Consider the following 14,104-nt stretch of genomic DNA (forward strand, 5'->3'; position numbering starts at 1 on the left):
ACTTCGTTGCGTCGCAAGCACTTCATCGTTCTGCACATTTGGCAACTTATCTATGTGATTTTATTGAGATTACAGCTCTTTGATCCTGATATTCCGAAACCATATTTTACCATTCTCTGTTCCCTGAAATGCAATATGGCCTTTTTTAAAAGTTCCGAAACCAGGCATGTCTTTGAATTTAACCGCAGCTATCAATTCTTTCCAATGATCATTCCACATGTAAGTGTCAATTACTTTATGACCATTCTGAAACATTTGTAAATGGCCTTTATCAGCTTTTATTTCATATTCATACCAGGTGTTGGCCGCACCTACATATTCTGAATCTACTGCAAACAAATCATACAGCGTTCCCATTCTGTTCATTTTAGAAAGATGGTCGGGTCCGCAGATGACATCATCTATCTGCATTTCAGGACCGGTTTCCCAGGTATTTTTATATTCAGGTGATTCATGTACATAAAACATAACACCACTGTTGGCGCAGGTGTCTGTTTTAAATTCTAACTTAAGATCAAAGTTCTCAAACTCTGCATCTGAAGTAAGGTCTGCAAAATCTTCATAAACACTTTCATCATTTTTATTCAATTCAATAGCGCCGTCTTTTACCTGCCATGCTTTACCTGGGTTGCTTAATAAATAAGAGTGCCAGCCTGTTAAATCTTTCCCATTGAACAGTAGCTGCCAGCCTTCCCTTTTTTCTTCTGCAGTTAACGTGTTTGATTGTTGATTAGGAATGTTTGAACAAGCTGAAAAAGAAATAATAAAAACGATTGATGGAATAATTTTTTTAATCATATGGAAAATTTTATCAAGGGAATTTGAAGCAATCTGTAATTACAAAAAACTAAGTTAGTCATTAGTTTTATTGACAGGATGTAATAATATTGGAATTGTTGAAATACTAACCGCTACTTTTAATTATATAGATCTATGAATAAAAGCTGAACAGATAGCTAAACGTACAAGTGAGTGACACAACTAAAGTTAAATAGTATTGGTAACGCTGGCTTAATAATTTTTCAAATACAGCAACATAAATATACTTTACAAAAAATACTTTTAATTTGTGCTATGTTAAAAATTATTTTTCTGGTTCTACTTATAACAGGGTTATCTGTAACGGCTGATGCGCAGATTAAAAAAATTGACACTACTGCAACTGTAGGGAGTATAGGCTATCGTGTTCAGTGCAGTAATAAAGATGAAGGTGAAAACCAGGTTTCGGTTTCTCCGAAAGGGTTTGACAAAGAGGTAAGGGATCTTGCTTTTATGATAAGAGGGCGGTTGCGAAAAATATTGGTTGACGATTTAAATGGTGATGGCTACCCGGACCTGCTGTTATGTATTTATGGCGGTATAAATGGGGAAATAGGTAATATTACCTGCATTGCTTCAAGCGGTAATAAATCCTTTGTGCCTGTTCGCTTTCCGGATATATACAGTGATCTTAAAATTAGTGAAGGCTATAAAGGGCATGATGAATTCACAACCATGATTAGTACATTGATGCAAAGTTTTCCTGTTTATAAGCCTGGGGATACAGACATTGCTACCGGCGGTACACGTGTGGTACAATATAAAATAATGAACGGTGAAAACGGAAGTTTAACTTTTAAAGTTTTACGTTTCTACGAAAAAAAAGACTAATATATACTTGTCATAATTTATTGACGCAGGTATGTTGCTAAAAAGGCAAACACATTTCTTCTGATATTTTCTGTATCGAACATTACACCATAATGAGGTGCATTAGGCACAATGATCAATTGATTTTTTACACCTGCGATTGTTAGCCATGAACTTAATAACCTTGACTGTGTGTTAGGCACGGATTCATCTTTTTCGCCCTGCACAATAAGTGCCGGGGGATCATTCTTATCTACATAGGTTACAGGGCTTGCATGTTTTGCAAGATCAGGCCTGTTTACAGGTTGGGCTCCTAATAATATGGAGACAGGGTTGCGTGCATTGTTTACAGAGGTATCAGGATTTGATGCTATAGCAATAAAATCGGAAGGCCCATAAAAGTCAAGTAAGGCTTTTATGTGAAAATGTGTTTTTAGGCCCGGCGGATAAAAATCTTTTACATCATTATTATTTGATAACGCCATTAACGATGCAAGATGCCCGCCTGCAGAAAAACCAATTACAGCGATGCGGCTATTGTCAATATGATATTGTGCAGCATGCTGGTAAAGAAATTCAAGCGCCTTGTTGCAATCCTGTATTTGTGCAGGGAAAACAGCATCTGTACTGTACCTGTAATTAATAGACGCCAAAGCATAGCCACTATCTATAAAACCACGCACCGTATTTTGCATATAACTCATGTCTGCATACTTATCATTCAGCATCCAGGCACCGCCATGAATCCATACAACAAGAGGTAAATTATTTTTTGCTTTGGCCGGAAGATACACATCAAGCGTATGCTTTGTGAGCGTATCATCAGCATAAGGAATATTACTGTACGTAACAGTTTCCTTGGGAAATATATGCTGCACAGGTGAAGTTGTTTGTGCATTAGTGTATGTGGTAATAAAAAAGGATAGCAGTGACAAACACGCAATTGCATTTGATTTCATAAAAGAAGTGTTAGGAAAAAAGTATGTAATATAATCAATCACTAATATTTTAGTATAAAAATAACGGATACACTTAAAGATTTCAATATCTATGTAACCTTAGTAATTTATTATCGTATACCTTTAATTATCTTCTATACTGTTGCATATTTTATCATGCGCATAGATGGCAGCACTCACAGTTAAACTCACATCCGGATGTATACTACAATTGAGTTGCTAAGCATTGGACTTTTTATTGGAACCTTTGGCACATTGATCGGTGCAGGCGGAGGCTTTATACTGGTACCTTTTTTATTACTCACAGACCGTTCTCTAACACCTGAAATTGTTACGGCTATTTCTATTGCTATTGTGGCTGCAAATGCTCTTTCAGGAAGCATAGCTTATGCAAGATCTGGGCGAATAGATTACAGGGCAGGGTTGTTATTTGCATTGTTTACGCTACCAGGATCTATTTTAGGTGTATTGCTTACAGCCTATATACCTAAAAATGCATTTAGAATTTTTTTTGGTTTATTACTGTTACTGCTTTCAGCGGTATTACTTATTAAAAAGAAAGAGAAGCCGGCAAAAGAGTTGAGTATCCTGCCCAAAGGGTGGAAGCATCATACAATAACTGATAAAGCGGGTATTACATTTTCTTACAGTTATAACCAGCGTAGAGGCATTTTGATAAGCATTCTTGTTGGATTTCTTTCTCCGTTGTTGGGTATTGGCGGAGGTATTATACATGTTCCTGCATTGATACAATGGCTTTCTTTTCCGGTGTATGTTGCCACGGCCACTTCGCATTTTATTCTATCCATCATGTCTGTGGTAAGTGTTATAGTGCATGTGATACAAGGCAACTATGACGATCCTGCTGTATTACGTATGGTTATTTATCTGGGAGTGGGTGCAATAGTGGGCGCACAACTTGGTGCTTATATTTCACACAAGATAAAAACAAATATTATTGTAAGAATATTAGCGGTTTGTCTTGGGTTGGTAGGCCTGCGTTTAATGATTGGTAATTTTCTATAATCAGCGCTCTATAAATTTCTATTGCTGCAAAAAATTCAGAACGTACAAGGGAGTGACACAACGGGCGATGCCATCTGTTCTGTTGACTGCAGCAAAATCTATTTTTTAAAACTATACAAGTAAGGTGCTTTATTAGCGCTACCTGAGAAATGTTTTCCATGCCGTTTTACAATACCAAGACTTAGTATTTTTCTTTGAAAAGTTGTGCGACGTATTTGTTCGCCAAGAATAGCTTCATAAACCTGCTGCAGTTCTTTCATAGTAAAACGTGCAGGTAATAAATTCATCCCCACAATTTTTTGATCAAGGTTAGCACGCAATGTCTGTAATGCTTTTTCAACAATGTCTTTATGATCAAGCATAAGTGTGGGCAGTGCATCCACGTTATACCATGTGCAGGAGTCTGATAGAGCATCGGGCTTTGGAACCACATGTTCATAATTGATGAGTGCATAATAAGCAACTGTTATAAACCTGTCAAGCAGCCAATGATTCTCTGGAGTATCATGCCCATTGGCTTTAAGAATGGTCTTCATTACCTGGGGTTTATAACGGCTTACATCACCAAATACATAGCATTGTTCCAGGTAAATATTATCAAGACCTGTTCGTTCTTTTAAGCCACGGCGTACTGCATCATTCAGGTTTTCTTTTCTACGCACGAACCCGCCAGGCAATGCAAAAAAACCGGTGTTGTGATACTCCATCAATAATATTTTTAGCTTCTCACCCGAGAACCCGAATACTACGGAATCGTAGGCTATGTTATTAAGATAATTATCCCCTTCCTTATCCTCTGCCGGGTTCTTTAGTTTTACTTGCATGCTGCTATTTTCTTTTCTCAAAAATAAATAAGCCCAATGTAAAAAAAAGTTTTTATTATTGTCTCAATTTGAGACAATAAATATTAATAATTTGCTAATGAAAAAGATCACACTCTTGTTTGCTGCTGTATGGGGCTGCTTTGTGGCCGTAGCGCAAACCGATTACAATTTTCCTGTTCAAAAGAAAATTGAAAACGGTATTATTGAAGGGAACTACAATACCAAAGAAGGATTACAATTATTCTTTGGTATCCCATTCGCCAAGCCACCTGTGGGAAACCTTAGATGGAAAGCACCACAGCCTGTTGACAACTGGAAAGGCGTTTTACAGACAAAAAAATTTGGGCCAAGGCCAATTCAGGGAATTGTATTTGGAGATATGAGCTCTAGATCTGCAGGCCTGAGTGAAGACTGTCTTTACCTCAATGTGTGGACGTCTGCAAAGCATGACACCAAAGGGCTCCCGGTACTGGTATATTTTTATGGAGGTGGCTTTGTAGCAGGCGATGGCTCTGAGCCAAGATATGATGGTGCAAGCATGGCAAAGAAAGGGATCGTTGCAGTAACGGTAAATTATCGGTTAAATATTTTCGGTTTCTTTTCACATCCTGAATTAAGTGCAGAAGCATCTTATAAAGGTTCCGGCAATTATGGTTTGCTTGATCAGAATGCTGCGTTAAAATGGGTGCAAAAAAATATTGCAGCTTTTGGTGGTGATCCTTCAAAAGTTACTATTGCGGGTGAATCTGCAGGTTCTATTTCTGTAACTGCACAAATGGCCTCGCCATTATCAAAAGGATTGTTTGCAGGCGCTATTGGTGAAAGTGGTGCATCGATTAATCCAACCTTATCTCCGGTACCACTTAAAGACGCAGAAAAAACAGGACTTGATTTTGCGAAAAGCATTAATGCGCCAACACTTGCACAGCTTAGAGCTATGAGTACACAGGAATTATATGAATATTATATTGCTTCAAAAAGATTTGGATTCCCTACAGTTATAGATGGTTATTTCTACACCAAAACAGTTCCTGAAACTTTTAAAGCCGGTGAACAATCTAAAGTTCCTTTGCTTGTGGGCTGGAATTCTGCTGAAATTCCCGGCATGGCTTTTACACAGGGGCCTTACACGGATGAGAATTATGTAAAAAAAGTAAAGGAAGCCTACCCTAAAGATTATGAAGAAGTATTGAAATTATACCCGCATGGTTCTGAAAAAGAAATTGAATTATCTGCTACTGCATTGGCTTCTGACAGGTTTATTGCTTACAGCACATGGAAATGGTTTGATCTGCAGAGAAAGTACAGCAACCAGCCTGTGTACAGGTATATGTTCTCACGCATAAGACCACCATTGGCTGATAATTCTCTTACACCGGGCCTCGCAGGCGGCACAGTAAAAAGAGATGCAAACGCATCTAAAATGCCCGCTCCTGTTGGTGCTGCACATGCTTCCGAGATCGAATATTGCATGGGCAATGTATACCTTGTAAAAGATTACGCATGGACGGATGATGATTATAAAGTATCAGCAACAATGGAAGAATATTTTGCAAACTTTATCAAAACAGGAAACCCTAACGGCAAAGACCTGCCTAACTGGCCTGCTGCATTAAAAGATGCACCTGACCCTGATATAATGATCATTAATGTAGAATCAAAAGCAGTGAAGGCAACAGATGATGCACGTTATCTTTTCTTAGATAAAGCGTATGGGAATAATTAGAAACAATTTTGTGTACCCAACAGCAGTTCATCGATTGAGCTGCTGTTGCGTCGCACTCTTGTACTGCAATAAAAAAGGCATCAAGTAAAAATAAGATCATTTTATTTTAAGCATTCCTTCTATAAAATGAAGGAATGTTTTTTTATGCTTATGATAATGATCATTGCACAGTAAAGAAGAAGAACCTGAAGTGTGCGACGCAACAGGTGATGACGGTAGTAATATAGTTGACTACATAAAAATTACTCTTCATATTCTTCTTTTCTCAATTACTATTTATAGTAGATTTATGGTTATAAATTTTTAGTATGTCAAAAGTAGATTGGCCGGAAGCTGTAAAACCTTTACTCAAAAAATACAAAGACACAAAACATCCACTTGATTATGGCAACACCTATCAATTATTGGTAATGGTGGTTTTATCAGCACAGGACTCTGACAAACACATCAACCAGATTGCACCACAATTCTTTGCAGCATTTCCAAATATGGAAGCACTTTCACAAGCAACGACTGATGCAATTGCAGAACTCATCAGTGATGTGAGAAATTTTGGCAATAAATCAAAATGGTTAAGTGAGCTTTCAAAGAAAATAAAGAAGGATAAAAATATTCCGCTAACCCTTGATGAATTGACTGAGCTGCCTGGCATCGGCCGCAAATCTGCTAATGTTATCAAACGTGAATCTGGTGCGGAAGCAGAAGGAATTATTGTTGACCTGCATGTGGTACGTGTAGCACCAAGGCTTGGTATTGCAACGGGTACTGATCCCAAGAAAATTGAAAAACAAATGATGGATGTATTGCCGCAAAAGCAATGGGATGCAGGCATGGCCATGTCTTTTCTTGGCAGAGAAATTTGCAGGCCTACCAACCCCAAATGCGAAGTGTGTGTTATGAATACAGTGTGTGCTTATTACCTCGGCAGTAAGTAAATACTCAAAACTCGTTCTGCAAAGAATCAAATACTAATCAATCTTCGCACTGTTGATTAAATAATTAATTGCTGAAGTCACAGTAGCATTACAGCTTAATCATGGCGAAAGAAAGAAACGGGCAGTATATCTTTTCTTTCTTGACTTTTTTTGTGTCAATACAAAAAAGTAAATCATATTTTCCAATCACCCCGCATCGGTTGATCTATATAGCTGTTTGCTTCAGCATCATCAATAAATAATTGCTTAACAGGATCAAACTTTAATGAACGATTCAGTTCCCACGCAATCTTTCCCATGTTTACAATAGTGCAGGAGCGGAAACCATTCATTTCATTCAATGCAAATTTTTTACGTTGTTTTACTGCTTCTACAAAATCAGTTACCTGTGGTGCAGGGTCCGGAAATGCCGCAAGCTTCGTTTGCAGGTCCGGAATATCAGACCTGAATTCAGGATATAATTTCCCTTTTGGTCCTTCTATGTAAGCAGCGTTTACATCTTTATTCTCACCATCTAAAATTATTTTGCAGCCATCTGCATACGTGTATTCAATACGGTTGAAAATACCCACTGCATCTTTATCTTGCACAGGCGCATCGATCTCAACAGAGATAGGACTGGTATCATCTTTACCCAAAAAATACTGAATAGGGTCAATGTAATGCTGGCCCATATCACCCAATCCTCCACCATCATAATCCCAGTAACCACGGAATGTCTGGTGCACACGATGCGGGTTGTAAGGCTTTAGTGGTGCAGGTCCCAGCCAGCGGTCATAATCCAATTCTGGTGGAACAGGCAATGTTTCAAGATTTGTTTTACCCACCCAATAAAATTTCCAGTCGAACCCGGTGGCTTTATTCACGGTAACTTTTAATGGCCAGCCAAGCAAACCACTTTGCACTAATTTTTTTATTGGTGCAACGGTTGTTTTCATTCCATAGAATTCGTCGGTAAAACGAAACCATGTATTTAAACGAAAGATGCGTTGATGTTGTTGAACCACTTCTATCAACCGTTTACCTTCTCCAATTGTTCTTGTCATTGGCTTTTCGCACCAGATATCTTTACCTGCACGTGCTGCATCGGCTGCAATAATACCGTGCCAGTGTGGTGGTGTAGCAATATGTACAATGTCCACTTCAGGTAAGGCAAGTACTTCGCGGTGATCAGCAAATGTTTTTACATCTTTATCCAGCATCGCAGCCGCTTCTTTCAAATGATTGCTGTCCACATCACAAATTGCCACCACACGGGTGCCCGCATAAGCAAAATGGTTGCGGCCCATAGAACCTACGCCAATCACAGCTTTCGTAAGCTGATCACTAGGTGGAATAAATCCACGGCCCAATACATGTCTTGGAACTATTGTAAATGCTGCAACAGTGCCTGCTGCGTTCCTGAGAAATGATCTTCTTGATCTGGAATAGTTGCCTGCCATAAATTTTAATTGAAGTGCTTATTGGAAGACTTGTAAAATAAACATTTTTTAAAAGCAATGTGGAAGAAGTATAAAACAAACCAATAAATGGTAAAATACTTTGAGCCCGGCTAATGAACAAGCATTAAACTATCGTTGCGTCGCACACTTCTGCATTCATCTCATTTTTGATCATATAATTCGTTTTACTGCAGAGCTGAGAGTAATATGTTGATTATATAATTCATCAATCAGTACCACTCCGGGTTGTTTCCCCTTTTCAAAACTACCTAATACATCATCCATCTGCAAAGCTTTTGCACCATTGATCGTTGACCATTGCAATAATGTTTGTAACGCTATGTGTGGAAAATGTTGTGTTATGCTTTTCATTTCATCCAGCAAATTAAGGCTGTGATTACTGGCAAGGCTGTCTGTGCCTAAAACCATTTTACAATTATTTTTCATCAGCATGTCTATTGCAGGTACAGAATTCTCAATATATAAATTCGCATTGATGCATATACAAAAAAAAGTTTGCTGATTGCCGATTGCCGATTCACCATTAATAAAGGCCACATCTTCCTGCTTTGTAAATGTATTGTGTACCAGTATTACATTCTTTGCTGCAGCCAATTTATCAAAGTAAGATTGAAGGCTACTTTTTCCACTTAATACAAAATGGCTATGATCGATCTTCATCATTTCATACATACGCACAAAATCTCCTGCATTGCTCAGGAACAATTCATCTTCAAAAGCAGTTTCCTGGTTGTGAATGCTGATTGTTTTCCCGTCAAAATAAGGTTGTATGTATTTCCATAATTCGTTGGAAACAGAATATGGGGCATGGGGAACTAGAGAAGTTTTGGGTTGCGAATTGTGAGTTGTGAATTGTGAATGAGTAAACTCATCATAAAAACTTTTGCTTCTTTCAAAACGTGTTCCTGCGATTTGCGGCAGCCAGCCACTTACTTCTATAAAATTATAATACGCTAATCTTTGTTTTAATTTCTGGTGCAGGGTTAATGCATTATTACAGATGTCACCAACAGCCGTAATTCCATTAATCAGCATTTCATCTTCAGCTTTTGCAATAGCATCTAAAATTTCTTCTTCGCTAAAATGTCTTTCAGTTATTACTTTAAAAACAAAATCAACCAATCCTGTTTTTTCCGGAATTAATCCTTTCATATGGCTTAATTCCAGGTGACAATGGCAATTGATAAGGCCGGGTGATAATACCCCGCTGAATTTTTGAATGTCATCACCGGCATCCTGTGTTGAAACAATATCTTCTATTATACCTTTTTGGTCCGTGATCAATACATTATTACCGTCAAGCAGCTGTGTACCTGTAAAAATCTGGTCTGCCTGGAATTTCCTGTAACTCATGCTGTAAAGATAACAGATGTATAAAGTGCCAAAAACGCTTAATTTTGCTGCCCTTAATCGCCGATTAGCGATAAAGGCGTACAAGAGTGCGACGCAACGAAGCTTAATCAGAGCTTTGCTGTACGGCTCATAAAAATTCTCAAAAAAATGTTAGACCAGTTAGATGCTATAAAAGCCAGGTTTGAGCAGGTGGGCGTTGCTTTAACGAATCCTGAAATTATTAATAACCAGACGGAGTTTCAGCAATACAGCAAGGAATACCGGCAGTTAGAAAAAATTGTGAAGCCTTACGAGGAATATCAGAAGGTATCTGCTGACTACACTTTTGCCAAAGAAAGTTTGAATGGCAGCGATGAAGAATTGCGTGAACTGGCAAAAATGGAATTGCCCGAACTGGAAGATAAAAAAGAGGCACTCGAAAAAGAGCTAACTAAATTATTGATTCCAAAAGATCCGCAGGACGATAAGAATGCAGTGCTTGAAATTCGTGCAGGAACCGGTGGAGATGAAGCATCTTTATTTGCCGGTGATCTGCTGGGCATGTATTTAAGATATTGTGCAAAGAAGGGCTGGAAGACAGCTATTGTGAGTGAAAGTGAGGGAACAGTTGGTGGTTATAAAGAAGTAGTGGTTGAAGTGCAGGGCGAGGATGTGTATGGTACTTTGAAATTTGAAAGCGGCGTGCATCGTGTGCAGCGTGTACCTGATACAGAAACACAGGGCCGCGTGCATACATCTGCTGCAACGGTTGCTGTAATGCCCGAAGCAGAAGAAGTAGATTTTGAATTAAACCCCGCCGATGTAAAAATGGAAACAGCACGAAGTGGTGGTGCTGGTGGACAGAACGTGAACAAAGTGGAAACAAAAGTTATGTTGACACACATTCCAACAGGAACCGTAGTTGTGTGCCAAACGGAACGCAGCCAGCTTGGCAACCGCGAAAAAGCTATGACGATGTTACGTACAAGACTATATGAGGAACAGGTGCGTAAACATGAAGAGGAAATTGCGCGTCATCGTAAAACACTGGTGAGTACAGGAGATCGCAGCGCAAAGATTCGAACATACAACTGGCCGCAGGGAAGGGTTACCGATCATCGTATCGGGCTTACATCATACAATTTGCCCGCTGTAATCGGCGGCGATATAGATGAATTCATAGAAGCATTACAAGTAGCGGAGAATGCAGAGAAAATGGTAAAACAGAATTAGACATTTTTGAGGTTTACTTTTATAAACGGGAGTTATTTTGGAGCCAAACTAAAACTCTTTTTTCATCGTTCCTTGCGTTGCACACTTGTACAGGGGAATATATATTGAACAGTAAAAAATCTCAGGGGCCGGGGTATATGCGTATAGCACTTATACATCACAGTGATGATCTCTCCAATGATTATGCCGCTTACCTTGCGGCATTACTGGATGAAATAGCCACTTCAAAAGAATATGTGATCAAAGATTATGATCATGTGGTAAATGCAAGAGAAAGCATCAAAGAAGAAAATGTTTTACTCCACATCGTTATTCCCGCAAACAGTAGTTTTTCTTTAAAGTACTGGTATAGCTATAAACTGGCACGCATCTTAAAGAAATACAGGATGGATAAAACGCTTTGCCTGTATGGTGTTTGCACTTCTTCCAACATTGATCAAATACTGGTTGTGCCGGATATGGCTTTGCTGCGGCCGCAAAAAGGAATGTTGTTGTGGCAACAGTTCGCCACTTCAAAAATGAAGGAAAGCTTACAACTGGCCGCTTCCGTATTAACTTATTCAGCCACTGCTGCAGAAGCTGTAAGGGCCGTTACAAATATTGAAAAAAAAATAAACGTGATCCCCTATACAGCCCCAGAGATTTTTGTGCCTATGGAATGGCATAACAAGCTCTATGTAAAAAGCCGGTATGCACAGAACAAGGAATATTTTATTGCTATCTTACCAGATAACAATGAAGCTGTTTTTGTTGACCTGTTAAAAGCCTATTCAAAATTCAAGAAGTGGCAGCAAAGCGGTATGAAACTGATATTGTTGCCCAAAGAAGAAGGTTTTTCAAAAGCTATAGAACAAAAGCTGGATACTTATAAATACCGCGAAGATGTAAGTCTGGTAAATGATGCAGACAAAAAAGATGTTGCCGATCTGATTGCCGCTGCTTACGCCTTATTACATCCGGCTATGAACGATGCAGACCTTTGGCCGATGATCATTGCATTGCAATGTAATACGCCGGTTATTACAACAAACCAGGAAAGTTTAAATGAATATGGTGGCGAAGCGGCTGTGTATGTTGCAGAAAAAGATCCCGAAGCTTTTGGTGATAAACTTAATCAGCTATACAAAGAAGAAGAGCAGAAAACTAAAATGGTGGAAGCCGCTGCACTTCAAACGGCCAATTATAAACAGCAGGATTTCACAGAACAACTATGGCAATTACTGACACAACAACAGTAATAAAAGATGGTATATCTTTTGACTTAGTTTTGCGCACCGTTTTAACATTAGAGCAATATGCAAACATCAACAATTACAATTGACGTACATCTGGATAATGACAAAGTACCCGAGCAGATCAACTGGAAAGCAGACAGCAGCACTGCCGCAGAAGCTCAGCATGCAAAAGCAGTAATGCTTTCTTTCTGGGATGGTGCAGATAAAAGTGCCTTACGCATTGACCTTTGGACAAAAGATATGATGGTAGATGAAATGGCCGATTTCTTTTATCAAACGCTCATCACCATGGCTGATACTTACAACCGGGCCACACACAACCAGGAGATGGTAGATGATATGAAAAAATTTGCCAAAGATTTTTATAATAAGTTTCGTGAGCAACAGTTGAAGGAAAGCAAGTAAGAAAAAAAGAATTTTAAACTATAAACTTTACATATGAGTTTAGAACAAAACATCATGGCCGAAATGAAAGATGCCATGAAATCTAAGAACGAAGCTGTTTTGCGTAGCCTGCGTGCTATAAAAGCAGAGATCATAAAAGCAAAGACAGAACCCGGTGCAAACGGCCAGATCTCTGAAGACACGGAATTAAAAATGTTGCAGAAAATGGTAAAGCAGCGTAAAGATTCATTGGAAATTTACCAGCAGCAAAACCGTGCAGACCTTGCGCAAAAAGAAGTAGAAGAAATTGCAGTAATAGAAAAATTTCTTCCTAAACAATTAAGTGAGGCTGAGTTAAAAGAAGCTTTGGCAAAGATCATTACAGAAGTTGGTGCAGCATCTCCTGCTGATATGGGTAAGGTTATGGGCGCTGCCACTAAACAGCTTGCAGGCAAAGCTGATGGCAAAGCAATTTCCGCTGCTGTAAAAGAGTTACTTAGCAAATAAATTATCGGCAGCAGCGTTTATTACTTTATTAAATTGCTGCTATGTTCATCGATATCATTGCAATTATTATACTGGCCATGGCAATCTTTAAAGGATACAGCCGTGGCCTTATTGTTTCTATACTTTCGTTTTTTGCCATCATCATTGGTCTTGCAGCAGCAATGAAATTGTCTGTTACTGTAGCAGCGTGGCTGCAAAACAATACCAATGTCGGTACCCAATGGTTGCCTTTTCTTTCTTTCATCATCATTATGATCTTTGTTATTTTACTGGTGCGATGGATAGCCAATCTTGCACAGGCCGCGATAGAAGTTGTATTGCTGGGGTGGTTAAATAAATTAGGCGGCATCATACTTTACATGCTGCTTTACATGATGGTGTACAGCGTGCTTTTATTTTATGCAACACAAATGGGGTTGCTAAAAGAAGAAACCATACAAGCTTCTCAAACATACGCTATTATTGAACCCTGGGGCCCGCAGGTCATCAATGCGCTGGGTTATATTCTTCCCTTCTTTAAAGATATGTTTAAAGATCTTCAGGAATTCTTTGGAGGCATTGCAGGAAATACTGCCTGATTTTTTTGTACTTAACAACGGTACTTTTATCATCGGTTGTTGTGTCACTCACTTGTACGTTCGGGAAAGCCGTCGACAGTTGACAGTCGACTGTCGACAGAAGTACAAAGCTTTGAAGAGTGCGACGCAACGAAAGCTTCATACCTATTCAAATGCCTGGTACATAAAGTTTTTCAAAAACAAATATGTAACTTACGTGTTAGAGATTAGTTCATTACCGTTATCCACGGCTGTTAATAAGAAGATAACGATGAATTCATTTTTGTAAAGTAA

Annotated in this window: 14 protein-coding genes; 9 read left to right on the forward strand and 5 right to left on the reverse strand. The window is 38.8% G+C overall.

What is annotated here, in order from left to right; all coding sequences use genetic code 11:
• Positions 1-69: 69 nt before the first annotated feature.
• Positions 70-798 (reverse strand): 3-keto-disaccharide hydrolase, encoded by a 729-nt coding sequence (locus tag FRZ67_RS13895; RefSeq protein WP_147190241.1) that lies wholly within the window; start codon positions 796-798, stop codon positions 70-72.
• 276 nt (positions 799-1,074) lie between these two features.
• On the opposite strand from FRZ67_RS13895, the gene FRZ67_RS13900 reads away from it, so the two are divergent.
• Complete coding sequence (locus FRZ67_RS13900) at positions 1,075-1,650, forward strand: hypothetical protein (protein WP_147190243.1); 576 nt, start codon at positions 1,075-1,077, stop codon at positions 1,648-1,650.
• A 17-nt stretch (positions 1,651-1,667) separates the two neighbouring features.
• Here FRZ67_RS13900 and FRZ67_RS13905 read toward each other — a convergent pair whose 3' ends face one another.
• Complete coding sequence (locus tag FRZ67_RS13905) at positions 1,668-2,588, reverse strand: alpha/beta hydrolase (RefSeq protein WP_147190245.1); 921 nt, start codon at positions 2,586-2,588, stop codon at positions 1,668-1,670.
• Positions 2,589-2,786: 198 nt separating this feature from the next.
• Here FRZ67_RS13905 and FRZ67_RS13910 point away from each other — a divergent pair, with 198 nt between their 5' ends.
• On the forward strand, positions 2,787-3,614 hold the full coding sequence (locus FRZ67_RS13910; protein WP_147190247.1) for a sulfite exporter TauE/SafE family protein: 828 nt from the start codon (positions 2,787-2,789) through the stop codon (positions 3,612-3,614).
• 98 nt (positions 3,615-3,712) lie between these two features.
• On the opposite strand, the gene FRZ67_RS13915 is transcribed toward FRZ67_RS13910, so the two are convergent.
• Positions 3,713-4,438, reverse strand: a complete 726-nt coding sequence (locus FRZ67_RS13915) for an NUDIX hydrolase (protein ID WP_147190249.1) — start codon at positions 4,436-4,438, stop codon at positions 3,713-3,715.
• A gap of 97 nt (positions 4,439-4,535) precedes the next feature.
• Between FRZ67_RS13915 and FRZ67_RS13920 the strand changes: the two genes are divergently transcribed.
• Positions 4,536-6,164: a carboxylesterase/lipase family protein gene (locus tag FRZ67_RS13920; protein ID WP_147190251.1), complete on the forward strand. Its 1,629-nt coding sequence runs from the start codon at positions 4,536-4,538 to the stop codon at positions 6,162-6,164.
• 308 nt (positions 6,165-6,472) lie between these two features.
• Positions 6,473-7,099 carry an endonuclease III domain-containing protein gene (locus FRZ67_RS13925; protein WP_147190253.1) on the forward strand — a complete coding sequence of 209 codons (627 nt, stop codon included), beginning with the start codon at positions 6,473-6,475 and terminating at the stop codon, positions 7,097-7,099.
• Positions 7,100-7,272: 173 nt separating this feature from the next.
• Here the strand turns inward: FRZ67_RS13925 and FRZ67_RS13930 are convergent, their stop codons facing one another.
• Together FRZ67_RS13930 and FRZ67_RS13935 are read right to left on the reverse strand one after the other, a co-directional pair.
• Positions 7,273-8,541 carry a Gfo/Idh/MocA family oxidoreductase gene (locus FRZ67_RS13930; RefSeq protein ID WP_147190255.1) on the reverse strand — a complete coding sequence of 423 codons (1,269 nt, stop codon included), beginning with the start codon at positions 8,539-8,541 and terminating at the stop codon, positions 7,273-7,275.
• 171 nt (positions 8,542-8,712) lie between these two features.
• Positions 8,713-9,915, reverse strand: a complete 1,203-nt coding sequence (locus tag FRZ67_RS13935; protein ID WP_147190257.1) for an amidohydrolase family protein — start codon at positions 9,913-9,915, stop codon at positions 8,713-8,715.
• Positions 9,916-10,062: 147 nt separating this feature from the next.
• On the opposite strand from FRZ67_RS13935, the gene prfA reads away from it, so the two are divergent.
• The 5 genes from prfA (at position 10,063) to FRZ67_RS13960 (ending at position 13,831) form a co-directional block, all read left to right on the forward strand.
• Positions 10,063-11,127 (forward strand): peptide chain release factor 1, encoded by a 1,065-nt coding sequence (prfA, locus tag FRZ67_RS13940; RefSeq protein WP_147190259.1) that lies wholly within the window; start codon positions 10,063-10,065, stop codon positions 11,125-11,127.
• A gap of 137 nt (positions 11,128-11,264) precedes the next feature.
• Positions 11,265-12,365: a glycosyltransferase gene (locus tag FRZ67_RS13945; protein WP_147190261.1), complete on the forward strand. Its 1,101-nt coding sequence runs from the start codon at positions 11,265-11,267 to the stop codon at positions 12,363-12,365.
• Positions 12,366-12,422: 57 nt separating this feature from the next.
• Positions 12,423-12,767 (forward strand): gliding motility protein GldC, encoded by a 345-nt coding sequence (gene gldC / locus FRZ67_RS13950; RefSeq protein WP_147190263.1) that lies wholly within the window; start codon positions 12,423-12,425, stop codon positions 12,765-12,767.
• A gap of 33 nt (positions 12,768-12,800) precedes the next feature.
• Complete coding sequence (locus FRZ67_RS13955) at positions 12,801-13,253, forward strand: GatB/YqeY domain-containing protein (RefSeq protein ID WP_147190265.1); 453 nt, start codon at positions 12,801-12,803, stop codon at positions 13,251-13,253.
• Positions 13,254-13,294: 41 nt separating this feature from the next.
• Positions 13,295-13,831, forward strand: coding sequence for a CvpA family protein (locus FRZ67_RS13960; RefSeq protein WP_147190267.1), 537 nt, complete (start codon positions 13,295-13,297; stop codon positions 13,829-13,831).
• The last annotated feature ends 273 nt before the right edge of the window (positions 13,832-14,104 follow it).

This window comes from Panacibacter ginsenosidivorans (assembly GCF_007971225.1).
Lineage (GTDB): Bacteria > Bacteroidota > Bacteroidia > Chitinophagales > Chitinophagaceae > Panacibacter > Panacibacter ginsenosidivorans.

Coding starts and splice junctions, on each gene's coding strand:
- FRZ67_RS13895 (WP_147190241.1), bottom strand. CDS start 798: ATGATTAAAAAAATTATTCCATCAATCGTTTTTATTATTTCTTTTTCA.
- FRZ67_RS13900 (WP_147190243.1), top strand. CDS start 1,075: ATGTTAAAAATTATTTTTCTGGTTCTACTTATAACAGGGTTATCTGTA.
- FRZ67_RS13905 (WP_147190245.1), bottom strand. CDS start 2,588: ATGAAATCAAATGCAATTGCGTGTTTGTCACTGCTATCCTTTTTTATT.
- FRZ67_RS13910 (WP_147190247.1), top strand. CDS start 2,787: ATGTATACTACAATTGAGTTGCTAAGCATTGGACTTTTTATTGGAACC.
- FRZ67_RS13915 (WP_147190249.1), bottom strand. CDS start 4,438: ATGCAAGTAAAACTAAAGAACCCGGCAGAGGATAAGGAAGGGGATAAT.
- FRZ67_RS13920 (WP_147190251.1), top strand. CDS start 4,536: ATGAAAAAGATCACACTCTTGTTTGCTGCTGTATGGGGCTGCTTTGTG.
- FRZ67_RS13925 (WP_147190253.1), top strand. CDS start 6,473: ATGTCAAAAGTAGATTGGCCGGAAGCTGTAAAACCTTTACTCAAAAAA.
- FRZ67_RS13930 (WP_147190255.1), bottom strand. CDS start 8,541: ATGGCAGGCAACTATTCCAGATCAAGAAGATCATTTCTCAGGAACGCA.
- FRZ67_RS13935 (WP_147190257.1), bottom strand. CDS start 9,915: ATGAGTTACAGGAAATTCCAGGCAGACCAGATTTTTACAGGTACACAG.
- prfA (WP_147190259.1), top strand. CDS start 10,063: ATGTTAGACCAGTTAGATGCTATAAAAGCCAGGTTTGAGCAGGTGGGC.
- FRZ67_RS13945 (WP_147190261.1), top strand. CDS start 11,265: ATGCGTATAGCACTTATACATCACAGTGATGATCTCTCCAATGATTAT.
- gldC (WP_147190263.1), top strand. CDS start 12,423: ATGCAAACATCAACAATTACAATTGACGTACATCTGGATAATGACAAA.
- FRZ67_RS13955 (WP_147190265.1), top strand. CDS start 12,801: ATGAGTTTAGAACAAAACATCATGGCCGAAATGAAAGATGCCATGAAA.
- FRZ67_RS13960 (WP_147190267.1), top strand. CDS start 13,295: ATGTTCATCGATATCATTGCAATTATTATACTGGCCATGGCAATCTTT.